The following is a 12,218-nucleotide window of genomic DNA, read 5'->3' on the forward strand; positions in this document are numbered from 1 at the left end:
GGTAAAACTTAACGGCCCAGCTCGAAATTTACCGTCGCCGTTTGTCCTGCCTCATCCATCACAAATAACTGATAATTACCCGGCAAATATAATTGTAATGAATAATTATAATTCCGTCCTTTTAACGGTTCTCCGTTTAAAAACCACCAGCGCTCACCTTCTCCACCTGTCGTACTGACAGAAAGCGTCACATTTCCTTCACCCGGGAGTCGCTTAATCACAGCTCCCTCTCTGATTCCCGAAATCATAAGCGGTGCCGCATTGTTATTATCCAGAGGCGGACAGACTGTTGATTTCGCAGGAAGACGCGCCGCCCTTTTTTCTGCTGCTGGCAGCCACGACTCCAGCGGCAGCGGCCAGACATCGAGGATTTTCTCCGTGGCATCCGGGCAATCTGCTGAAACGCGCTTACCCGTTTTATCAAGCCAGACCGGGAAACGAATGCCGCGAATACCTTCCTGTTCCGGTAAAAGCAGCGTAGGCGGCTCACTTCCTTCCAGCAACCATGTGGAAAGGCGACGCCGACAGTTTTCACTGCCTTCCGGCAGCGACTGACCGCCAGGCCAGCAGATCACACCCTGCCCGACGCTCTCCGGACGCGGATCGCGCGGCAGGCGGGCTTCGTCTACCGTCGAGCGAGACTGAAGCAGGTTATTTACCTGATTCAGGAGCGGCACCGCGCTGGCAAAACCAAACTGCCCGGCCACGGGCGTACCGTCCGGTCGTCCGGTCCAGATGCCAATGACGTAACGGGCGTTCAGACCTATTGCCCAGGCATCACGGTAGCCGTAGCTGGTGCCGGTTTTCCACGCCAGCGGCGCAATTTGCGGTAGCGCACTGTCCGGCAGCGGCTGCGCCTCGTTGGCGAGAATACGGCGAATAATCCACGCTGAACCTGCCGATAACAGCGGGCGCTCAACAAGCGCGTCGCCAGGCTGGAAGCGCAGCCTTCCCGCCTTGCCGTGTCGGGCAAAGGCGCTGTAGGCAGCGGCGATATCGGCCAGCCGCGCGCCTGCACCTCCCAAAATCAGCGACAAATTCGGTTGTGCCCCCGCAGGCAGGATCAGCGGCAGCCCGGCATTGCTCAGCATTCCGGCAAAACGCTTTGGCCCGTAGGCTTCCAGCACCTGCACCGCCGGCAGATTGAGGGAGCGTACCAGCGCTTCACTCATGCTGACCGGCCCGTGGAAGCCGCTGTCGAAATTTCCGGGGCGATAATCACCGGTTTTTCGAGGAACGTCCTGAAGCAATGAGGCGGGATGGATCAGGCCATCATCCAGCGCCATACCGTAAATAAAGGGTTTCAGCACCGATCCCGGCGATCGGATCGCATTGACCATATCAACATGGCTAAATCGACTGTCGTCGTTAATATCCACCGAACCGACCCAGCCGCGCACTTTCATATCCGTATGATCCACGACGATCATCGCCAGCGAGCTGCGTGCCGGCAGGCGGGATTTCCAGTTCATCGCCAGCTCTTCCAGCTGTCGTTGTAGTCCGGCATCCAGCGTGGTGACAATTTTTGTGTCGCGGCTTTTGCCGAGCATCATGCGAGCAAAAAGCGGCGCCAGCTGCGGCATCTGACGGGGAGCCAGCCATACCGGCTCTTCACGGGACTCTTTTACCTGTTTTTCTGACCAGACGCCCTGGGTCATCATGCGGTCGAGCACTTTATTGCGTGCCGCTTCGGCCCGCTCCGGCCAGCGGTCCGGGCGCAGACGACTTGGTGCCTGCGGCAGTACGGCCAGCAGCGCTGCATCGGAGTAGCTAAGCTGCGAAGGTGGTTTCCCCAGATAGGTCCAGCTTGCTGCCCCTACCCCCTGCAGCGTGCCGCCAAACGGGGCACGGTTGAGATACAGCGTAAGAATATCGCGTTTGGAGAGATGCCACTCCAGCTGCATCGCCCGCCAGAGCTGACGGATCTTTCCACCGAAGGTGCGCGGATGCGGATCCAGCAGGCGCGCTACCTGCATGGTAAGCGTGCTTCCACCCGAGACCACTCTCCCGGAGGTGAGATCCTGCCAGGCGGCGCGCATGACAGAGAGTGGGTTTACGCCGGGATGATCCCAGAACCAGCGATCTTCATACTGGATTAGCGCCTCAAGATAGCGGGGAGAGACCTCTTCAATGGTCACAGGATAGCGCCAGATGCCCTCCGCGTCAGCAAAACGCCACAGCGGCGTGCCGTTCTCATCCACCACCACCCGGGCGGGGTTAACCTCTTTCAGAGGTAACGGCCACAGGCGGTCGGCGGCGAAAACCAGCCCCCATAAAATGAGAAGCGCTCCCGCCAGCCAGAGCCAGCGGGAGCGTGTCAGACGTGCTTTCAGCATATTACGGAACAACAATCAGCGGGCCGCTGGCCGCACCCGTTGCCCGCCACTGCGGAACGTACATAGACTCCACCATCGGGACCGGCACCTGGTAAGTTCCCGGTGTGACGGCGCGCGCCAGGTAAACCAGCGTGACCGGCTGACCTTCGTTGACCGGCACAGCGGCCACAAAGCGGTCGTCGCGGAACTCCATATGCTGAATATCCGCCTGCTGCATCTGGCTCAGCAGGTTTTGCACCTCGCTGCCGCTGTCCTGCAGGCTGGCGCTGCTGCTCGCCAGGTTCTGGTTTTCCAGCTCCAGACCCGCCGGGAGAAGATCCACCACCAGCGCATCCGGCACGTTCTGGCTGGCTTTCACCTCAAGCCACACCAGTACCAGTTCACCACTCTTCAGAGATGAGAGCGATTTACTGCTGCCGTCGGTTGCCAGGATATGACGTTCAATCTGCAGCACGTTCGAGCTCGGCTGAGGCGCATATTCCGGATAACCCGTGCTGTCCAGGCGAACCCACAGTGGCGAAGTGCCGGTATTGGTCACCTGCAGCGCACCAAGCTGGTCGCCGTTGACGTTTTGTACCAGCGATGTATCACCGCCTGAGGCGGTATCAGACAGCGAGGTTTTCGCCTGCCATGCACCTGACAGAGTTTGCAGCGAACGTCCGGCCAGGAAGAGGGCATTACTCTCCTGAGTAGACAGCCAGCGCTGGCTGAAAGCCTGTTCAGACAGCGCATTCAGCAACGTATTTTGCGCATTCGGCAGCAGCTTGTACTCTTCCAGCAGGGAGAGCATCAACGCGTTATCGCGCAACTGACTACCGTAATCGGCCATCCAATTTTTGCTGTCGTTACGCGGCGTTTTGAGCGCCAGGTCCAGTGCCTGCTGGCTGCGTGGGGCATCGCCCATCAGTTTGAGCGCCATACCCAGCTGCATCAGCGGCAGCCCGGAAGCAGCCTGAGCGTGACGATCCCAGATTTCGCGCAGCGCACCCAGAGGTGCTTTTTGCTGGCGCGCCAGCACCAGAGCGGCATAAGCCTGTACGGCAAATTTGCTGGCCTGGGTGTCGTCGCTGTAGCGAATGGACATCATGCCCGGATCCTGCAGGTAGCGCAGCAGGCGGCTATTGGCGTTATTTACGGCTTCGGCAGGCACGCTGTAGCCTTGCTCGCCTGCACGCACCAGGAAGTCAGTGACATAGGCGGTTAACCAGTACTCTTCCGGGCCGTTTTTATCCCACAACGCAAAACCGCCCTCCTCGCGCTGCATCTGCAGCAGACGCGAGATCCCAATATCAATGGCAGCACGGCGCTTGTCATCCGTGTCGCCCTTAATACCAAGCGCGGTGAGCTGCGCCGCGTTGGTGTAGAGCGACGGGAACAGGCCACTCGTGGTTTGTTCCAGACAGCCATACGGATACGCCTGCAGTTCACGAATATAGCGCGCCAGGTTTAGCGGTGGTTTACCGCTCAGCAGGAGTTGCCCCTGCAGAGTGGCTGGAGAGAAACCGCTACTATGCTGCGCCGGTGCGGTCCAGGATTCACCCGGGTTCAGCATCGTTCCGGTATTGACCGTCTGTGCCGGGAATGCCGGACGTACACCGATTTTCCAGCTTTTCTGCTGCGGTGCGAAGGTTTCGCCCGGAAGCTGCAGGCCGGTAACCTGTGCCGTCACCTCACCGTCGCCATAGCCTTCCAGCGCACGTACTGGAATAAACAGGGTGCTACGCGCGCCCGGCGGCAGCTGAACCGGCTGCGGCGGCGCGCCCTCCAGGGACAGTTTGCCTGTCGCAGTCAGGGCAACGTTCAGCGTTTGCGGCTGGTCGGTCAGGTTGGTCAGATCCAGCGTCAGGCGCGAGGTATCTCCACTCGCCAGGAAACGCGGGGTGTTCAGCTCGGTAATGACCGGTGCGGCCACCACAACCTTGCTTTCACTGCTGCCAAAATCATCTTCCGTCCAGGCCTGTGCCATCAGGCGCAGCTCGCCGTTGAAGTCTCCAATCGGCAGCGTAACGGTACCTTCCCCGTTAGCATCCAGCGTAACCGGCTGAGCCTGCTGGGCAATAATGGTGACGTGGTTCACCGGCGGTTTGCCGCCGCGCTTCAGTTCATCGCCATCACCGCCGAAGCGCAGCGCCGCCATGCGGCCCTGCCCTTCAATGACCTGGCCGTAGATATCGTAGATATCCGCGCCGTAGCGCTTCTGGCCGAAGAACGCCTGCCACGGATCTGGCGTAACGTAATCGGTAATGTTCAGCACGCCGCTGTCCACTGCCGAAACCAGCACGTTCACTTTCTGTGGAACCGCCCCCTCTTTCACGCTGGCTTTCACCTTCACAGAGAGCGTCTGATTTGGCCGCATTTTCTGCGGGTTATCGAGCGCAATGTTCAGGCGACGATTTTCGTCTCCCATCGGCAGATGCAGCAGACCAACCGCGCGTTTCGGCGTAGCGGATTTCGATTTATCCCCAGGGCGCACCACCAGTGTGCTGAGGTAGAGATCGTGACGTTTCCAGGCTTTATCGACCGGAATCGAGAGATCGAGCCCGTTTGCCGGTACGTCGATCTCTTTCCACCACAGCGGCCCTTCGCTGGATTCGATCATGGCATAACCCTTGCCTGCGGCGGGTGCAGCGATATGCAGCTGGATGGTATCGCCTGGCTGATAAGCGGGTTTATCCAGCTTCAGCGTCACGCGGTCAGGGCGTGCTGCCCCCGTGCCATCGCTGTTATCCTGCCAGCTGTATCCCGCCCAGAAGCGCACGCTACTGACCATCTCATCAGGCGCTTTCACCTCCAGACGGTATGAGCCCCACTCCACCGGGAAAGTGACCTTGCCGGTTTCATCGGCCTTGAGGCTAAGCTCCTGTTCACCTTCAACCAGATCCTTTTGATCGAACTGAGACTGCCAGCCTTCGCTCTCAGACCAGTTCCAGAAGTAGTCGCGGCGCTCGCGGATCAGGCGCACCTGTAAGCCGGATACCGCTTTTTTCGCCCCGCTGGCATCGGCATAAACGATGTCAAAGCTGGCATTACCGTTTTCGTCAACAATGGGTTGGTTGACGGTGGTATCCGTGCGGTAGTCGTATACGGCCTTGCTGGCGAACTGAGGACGGATACCCGGCAGTTCAGCCGCCGGCCAGATGGCCTGCTCAGCGCGACGCGTCACCGGGCGACCGCCCGACTCCAGCAGGCTGGCCTGCAGGATCAGCTGTAGCGGCGAGTGCACTTCTTTCCACTGGCTTTCAGTCGTAACCTGCCCGCGCCCCTGTTCGTCCAGCGTAAGCTGCACTTCATCCAGACTGCGGCTCAGGTTTTCCTCAGCGATGTCCCCAAACTGGAAGCCTGGCAGTGCAGGCACGGCCTCACGCAGTGGGCGGAGGAAAAGCTGGCCCTGCAGTGAATTCCCATTAGCGGGCGCACCGTACAGGTAATAGCCCACTACGTTAAAGTCCACGTCATCCTTCGGGGAAACCGGTGCTTTTTGACCCGTCAGATTCAGCGCCATACGCTCAGGCATGAAATCTTCCACGTGGAAATCCCACAGACGCTGCTGGTTATCACCTGTGTTCGCGCGGATATGCCACATGCCGGTCTGCGCACCGCTATCCAGCGGATAGTTAAAACGATAGAGCCCGTTTTCTGGCTTAACGACCATCGTGCGCGCCACCTGTCCATCCGGACGCAACACGTCAAGCTTCACAGGCTGGTCGGGGAGCGGCTTTCCGTCGCTGTCGCGCAGTAAGCCGTTGAGGATCACGGTTTCACCCGGACGATAGAGATCGCGCGGACCAAACATAAAGAACTGCTTGCTGTAGCCCGGATTACCGGCGATATCAAACTCCGCCAGATCGAGCGCCGGAAGTTTGAGATCAAGCAGCGTGGTCTGGCCATCTTTGCTCGCCAGAATCAGCGCGGCCTCTTTGTCGGTTTCAAGCGTCGCATGACCGTCCGCATCGCTTTTCGCCTCGGCAAGGGTCTGCCCTTTGTCATTCAGCAGCGTGACGGTGACACCGGACTGCGCCGCACCGTTTTCCAGACTCTGGGTAAAGATGTCCAGGCGGTTGTGGTAACGGTGAGCGGATAACCCGACATCGCTCAGGGTAAAGAGGGTTGCGGCATTGCTGTAGTTGTAGTGTCCGGCCTGGTTCATGACCGCGATATAGACGCCAGACTGCTGGAGCGGCTTGATATCCTTGAGCGGCAGGAGCAGTTTTTCACGGGTATTGCGCGCCGGATTGAGATCAAAGCGACCGGTATAAACCAGTTCCGCCATCTTCAGCAGGTTGTCGGATTCCCAGTTGGTCAGGGAGTTACGGTACTCCCACTGACTGACAAAGGAAGCCAGCGATTCCGGCTTCACGCGGTAGAAATTGACGTCCACATTGTTGACGTTGAGCGCCATCACCGGCAGCCCTTCCACCACTTTGCCCGGCAGCAGCGATCCGCGGCTGGCAAAACCGACCGTCGGTTCGACATCCCGGGTGGTGATCGCTTTTTCATAATCAATGTCGAACGTTGCTTTGTTCAGCGCCTGTAAACCACGTTCGACGGTGACAACCAGATTACGGTTGGGCTCCAGATGACGCAGGCGAAGCTCTTTCAGGTTAGGCGCAAGTTCCCACGCTCCGTCAACCTTGCCACTTTTCTTATCCACGACATGCACTGTTTTCGCGAAATCCTGGTCGGGATTCAACGGAACAGAGAAGGTCAACACCAGCGTGGCGGCGCCGTCCAGCTGTACTTCAGAGGCATCCAGTAGGGTTAATGCTTTGCCCTGGCTCTGTGCCGCCAGTTTTGCCAGTTTTTCTGCATCAGGCTTTTCAGCCGCTTTCGGGGTTGATGTGGTGGATGCTGCGGGAGCCGCAGTCTGAGATTTATCGTCGCTGTTGTCACAGCCGACAAGCGTAAATGTGGTAAGCAGCGCGAGAGAGATCGCGGCTAAGCGAAACGGTTTCATCCTTTGTCCCTGGCCTGAGGGGGCCTGTTGGTCGTCGTCCGGATAAGTATTATCCGCAAGTTTCGTTAATACAAAAAGTCCAATTTTAGAATCTGGAAAGCGCCTCGCAGAATCGCCATGTCCGGCGGCGTGGAGGTGGAACCGCGATCACAGAGCATAACGTCACATGTTACCTTTCACGTCATTTGTTTTTAAAACAATAAGATAGCTGGATAAAAGCATCAGGAGCCTGCTAGTTTTATGACCATGACGCACCCCGAGTGCGCGGTTCAATAAGAGAGAAAGCCATGAAACGAGCCGTGAACGCCCTACAAAATTTCGGAAAATCATTGTACGGCCCCGTACTTATCTTACCGATCGTCGGTCTGTTTATCGCCTTTGGTAACGTATTGGGTAACGGCAACCTGGCCGAGTACCTGCCGTTTCTTGGCCATCCGCTCATTCAGAGTATCGGCCAGCTGATCGCCAAATCCGCCGTGTCGGTGCTGGTCAACCTGGCGCTGGTGTTTGCCGTCGGGATCCCGATTGGCCTGGCAACGCGCGATAAAGGCTACGCGGCGCTGATTGGTCTGGTGACCTTCGTGGTGTTTATCAACGCCATGAACGTAACGTTACAGCTTCAGGGTGAGCTGGCGCCTGCCGGGCAGATGAAAGCCGCGGGTCAAAGCATGGTGCTGGGCGTTCAGGTGCTGGAGATGGGTGTTTTCGCCGGGATCCTGACCGGGGCGCTCTCCGGCTACCTTTACAACAAATATTCCGGCGTACAGTTTAACGGTGCGATGGCGATTTACTCCGGCCACTGCTTTGTCGCGATTGTGATGCTGCCCGTCTCCATGCTGCTCGGCGTGGTAATGAGCGAAATCTGGCCGTACGCTCAGCACGGGATTAGCGCGCTGGCGCTGGCCATTAAAGGCTCAGGTCCGTTCGGCGTAGCCATTTACGGTTTCCTTGAGCGCATTCTGGTACCGACTGGCCTGCATCATCTGGTTTATACCCCGTTCCTCTATACCGAACTCGGGGGGACGCAGGAGGTATGCGGCGCAACCTATCAGGGCGCGCGCAATATCTACTTCGCCGAAATGGCCTGCCCGGAGGTGAAGCAGCTCAGCAGCACCGTGGTGTGGGACGCGCGCGGCATCAGCAAAATGTTCGGCCTGCCCGCCGCCGCGCTGGCGATGTATAGGACCGCAAAACCGGAACGCAAAGCCGTTGCGAAAGCCATTTTGATCCCGGCGGCGCTGACCTCGCTGCTGGTCGGCGTCACCGAGCCGATTGAGTTCTCCTTCCTGTTCGTCGCGCCGCTGCTGTTCGTGGTTCACGCGGTGCTGACCGGCATCGGCATGATGCTGTTCTCGCTATTTGGCGTTCACGCCATCGGTGCCAACGGGATCATTGATTTCATTCTCTACAACCTGCCGCTCGGCACGGAGAAATCCAACTGGCCAATGTACATCCTGGTAGGGCTGATCATGTTTTCCCTCTACTTCACGGTGTTCCGCTTACTTATTCTGCGCTTCAACATGAAGACCCCAGGCCGTGAGGATGAGGATCAGGAGACACGTCTCTACAGCAAGCAGGAGTACAAGGCGAGGGGCAATAACGACGGGCTGGGTGAGTCCATCGTAGTGGGCCTCGGCGGCAGGGAGAATATTGAGGTTGTGGATAACTGCTATACCCGTTTACGCGTCACGGTGAAGGACGTCGACATCATCGACGAGCCTCGCCTGAAAGCGACCGGCGCGAAAGGGGTCATCAAACAAGGTAACAACGTTCAGGTGGTCTACGGGCTGCATGTCAAAAAAATGCGAGAAGCCGTTGAGACGTTTCTCTGAAAGGAGCTAAAGATGTTTACCCCCCCCTTTATTCTGTCGATTGCCGGTGGCGGCAGCACCTACACGCCGGGTATTGTGAAAAGCCTGATGGTACGTCTGCATGACTTCCCGCTGGCCGAAATCCGCCTCTATGACATCGACGAGGCGCGTCAGAACACCATCGCGCCGGTGGTTGAGAAAGTGATTCGTGACCACAGTGAAAGCATCAAATTCACCGTCACCACTGACCCGGAAGTGGCGTTCAGCGGCGCGCATTTCGTCTTCGCCCAGATGCGCGTCGGTCAGTACAAAATGCGCGAGCAGGATGAGAAGATCCCACTGCGGCACGGCGTGGTCGGCCAGGAGACTTGTGGTCCCGGTGGGCTGGCGTACGGACTGCGCACGATCCTGCCGATGGTCGAGCTTATCGATCGGGTGGATCGCTACGCGCATGAAAAAGCCTGGATCGTAAACTACTCCAACCCGGCAGCGATCGTGGCGGAAGGCGTGCGCCGCCTGCGCCCGAACGCGCGGGTGCTGAACATCTGCGATATGCCCGTCGCCGCAATGCGCAATATGGGCGCCATTCTGGGCGTGGATCGCCACAAGCTGGAGGTGGACTATTTCGGCCTGAACCACTTCGGCTGGTTTACCCGCGTGCTGGTGGACGGCGAAGACAAGCTGCCCGAACTGCGCAAACATATCGCGAAGTTTGGCCTGTTGACGGAAGACGCCGCCAAAACCGATCCGCAACATTCAGATCCTTCCTGGGTGAAGACCTGGCGCAACATCAAGCCCGTCATGGATAACTTCCCGGAGTACCTGCCAAACCCGTATCTGCAGTATTACCTGATGCCAAACCAGATTGTGGAGCATCAGAACCCGGACTATACCCGCGCTAACGAAGTGATGGACGGGCGTGAGAAAAAACTCTTTGCTGCTGCGCAAGAGTACAAGCGCACCGGGATCCTGCCGGATGCTTTCCACGTGGGCGTCCACGGCGAGTTTATCGTCGACGTGGCCTGCTCGCTGGCCTTTAACCTGCGCAGCCGCCATCTGGTGATGGTGGAAAACCGCGGGGCGATTACCAACCTGCCATACGATGCGATGGTGGAAGTGCCCGCCTATATCACCTCCGAAGGACCAGAGCCTGTGCGCATCGGTCGGGTGCCGCTGTTCCATCAGACCCTGCTGCAACAGCAGCTGGCATCCGAACAGCTGCTGGTGGAGGCGACCATCGAAGGCAGTTATGAGAAAGCCCTGCAGGCCTTCACCCTGAACCGCACCGTGCCGACCATGGCGCACGCGAAAGCAATTCTGGATGAGATGATCGAAGCCAACCGCGACTACTGGCCCGCGCTGCAAAAGGCCTGGCAGAATGGCGAAACGGTGAAAAAATAGGGGCTTGCTCGCGAGTTGAACGTGGTTTGCTTGTCGGTGTCATAAAAAACACCGACAATCCTTTTTTACGGAAAAGAATGGAGGCATCCCATGTCCACCTCATATTTTGTCGCCGCCGACTGGCTGATTGAGCACGGCGACGACCCGGAAGTCCAGATTATTGACGCGCGGATGGCCCCAGCCGGGCAGGAACATCTTCGTGATATGCTCGCTGAATACCGTGCTGGCCATCTGCCTGATGCGGTATTTTTTGATATTGAAGCCCTCTCCGATCACAACTCTCCCCTGCCGCACATGCTGCCGCGCCCGGAAGCCTTTTCCGTGGCGATGCGCGAGCTGGGCGTGAGCCGGGACAAGCATCTGGTTGTTTACGATGAGGGCAACCTCTTTTCCGCACCGCGCGCGTGGTGGATGTTAAAACAGTTTGGCGTAGAGAAAGTGTCAATTCTGGCAGGCGGTCTGGCGGGCTGGAAGCGTGATGACCTGCCGCTTCAGCAGGGTGATGTCACGCTGCCGGAAGGTGATTTTGATGCCACGTTTGACGCACACGTCGTCAAACGTCTGACTGACGTACTGGTCGTTAGCCACGAAAAGACGGCGCAAATTGTCGATGCCCGTCCTGCTCCTCGCTTTAATGCCGAAGCAGATGAACCGCGTCCGGGCCTGAAGCGTGGACATATTCCGGGCGCGCTGAACGTGCCGTGGGGCGATCTGGTATTTGAAGGGGAGCTGAAAACCACCGATGAACTGCGCGCCATTTTTGACCGTGCGGGTGTGGATTTACATCGTCCGATCATTGCCAGCTGCGGTTCCGGCGTAACGGCCTGCGTGGTGATTCTGGCACTTGCCACCCTCGGGGTTAACGACGTCACTCTTTACGACGGCGCCTGGAGCGAATGGGGTGCGCGAGACGATCTGCCGGTTGAACCGGCAAAATAATGGATAACCGCCTGGCCACGCTGTTAACGCGCGGGGCGTCACTGACCCGCGCGGAGTATCGCGTCCTCGCCCACCTCACGGAGCATCCGCTGCTGGTGGGCAATATCACGGTGCGCGAGCTGGCGCAGGCGACATTTGTTTCTACCGCCACCATTATGCGGCTGTGTCAGAAGCTGGGGTTCAGCGGTTTTAGCGAGTTTATCTGGCACTGCAAGCAGCTGCTTTCTGACACGCCGCATATCGCCGTGCAGGGGCAATCGCTCCCTGAGCTACCTGCCCTTTTTAATCAATTCATCGCCAACTATCAGCAAACTTTTCAGTGGGTCACTCAGGACAAACGCCAGCAGTTTGCCAACCTGCTGCGCCAGAAAGAGAGCTTTTTTCTCTACGGTGCCGGGTTTTCCTATCTGTTTGCCGAGTACCTGACCAAGAAATTGCAGGTGTTGGGCAAAACGGCATTTATTTCCGGGCCAGGGGACAGCCGGAACATTTTTCTCAGCAACGCCGCCCGCTATCAGGTGTTCATTGCCGTTTCACGCAGCGGCGAAACGGAGCAGGTGCTGGATAAAGCGCGAATTGCCAAAAACGTCGGGATGACCGTCGTCGCGTTTACCCGCGCCTCGGCCAATACGCTGGCGGGGATGGCGGACGTACACTTTGCCCTCTATGACGAAGCGGTACATTTCGCTGCTGAAGCAGCAGGCGTGACGTCATTTGAGTCGAATCTGGTGCTGCTGATGGATTTACTGCTGCTGGAAGCAACGGGGTGAAGTTCAC

The 12,218-nt window shown here is 58.1% G+C and carries 6 protein-coding genes; 4 read left to right on the forward strand and 2 right to left on the reverse strand.

The genetic code is table 11. The features are described 5' to 3' along the window. Nucleotides 1-8 precede the first annotated feature (8 nt). Together pbpC and ACOTY9_RS07320 are read right to left on the reverse strand one after the other, a co-directional pair. Entirely contained in the window at nt 9-2,336 is a 2,328-nt protein-coding gene (gene pbpC, locus ACOTY9_RS07315; RefSeq protein WP_348565337.1) for a peptidoglycan glycosyltransferase PbpC, read from the reverse strand. Nucleotide 2,337: 1 nt separating this feature from the next. Continuing rightward, nucleotides 2,338-7,290: an alpha-2-macroglobulin family protein gene (locus tag ACOTY9_RS07320; protein WP_213784406.1), complete on the reverse strand. Its 4,953-nt coding sequence runs from the start codon at nt 7,288-7,290 to the stop codon at nt 2,338-2,340. Nucleotides 7,291-7,577: 287 nt separating this feature from the next. Here ACOTY9_RS07320 and ACOTY9_RS07325 point away from each other — a divergent pair, with 287 nt between their 5' ends. The 4 genes from ACOTY9_RS07325 to ACOTY9_RS07340 all read left to right on the forward strand — a co-directional run bounded on the left by ACOTY9_RS07325 (nt 7,578) and on the right by ACOTY9_RS07340 (nt 12,211). Beyond that, complete coding sequence (locus ACOTY9_RS07325) at nt 7,578-9,122, forward strand: PTS transporter subunit EIIC (protein WP_348565335.1); 1,545 nt, start codon at nt 7,578-7,580, stop codon at nt 9,120-9,122. A 12-nt stretch (nt 9,123-9,134) separates the two neighbouring features. Further along, nucleotides 9,135-10,502, forward strand: a complete 1,368-nt coding sequence (locus ACOTY9_RS07330) for a 6-phospho-alpha-glucosidase (RefSeq protein WP_023331083.1) — start codon at nt 9,135-9,137, stop codon at nt 10,500-10,502. Nucleotides 10,503-10,592: 90 nt separating this feature from the next. Beyond that, entirely contained in the window at nt 10,593-11,441 is an 849-nt protein-coding gene (gene sseA, locus ACOTY9_RS07335) for a 3-mercaptopyruvate sulfurtransferase (RefSeq protein ID WP_014884821.1), read from the forward strand. Continuing rightward, the gene (locus ACOTY9_RS07340; RefSeq protein ID WP_014884822.1) at nt 11,441-12,211 is read left to right on the forward strand and encodes a MurR/RpiR family transcriptional regulator; all 771 of its coding nucleotides are present in this window, start codon (nt 11,441-11,443) and stop codon (nt 12,209-12,211) included. Before sseA ends, ACOTY9_RS07340 begins: the two co-directional genes overlap by 1 nt. Nucleotides 12,212-12,218: the final 7 nt, after the last annotated feature.

Source organism: Enterobacter cloacae complex sp. SHL012, from assembly GCF_049237505.1.
Taxonomy (GTDB): domain Bacteria; phylum Pseudomonadota; class Gammaproteobacteria; order Enterobacterales; family Enterobacteriaceae; genus Enterobacter; species Enterobacter kobei.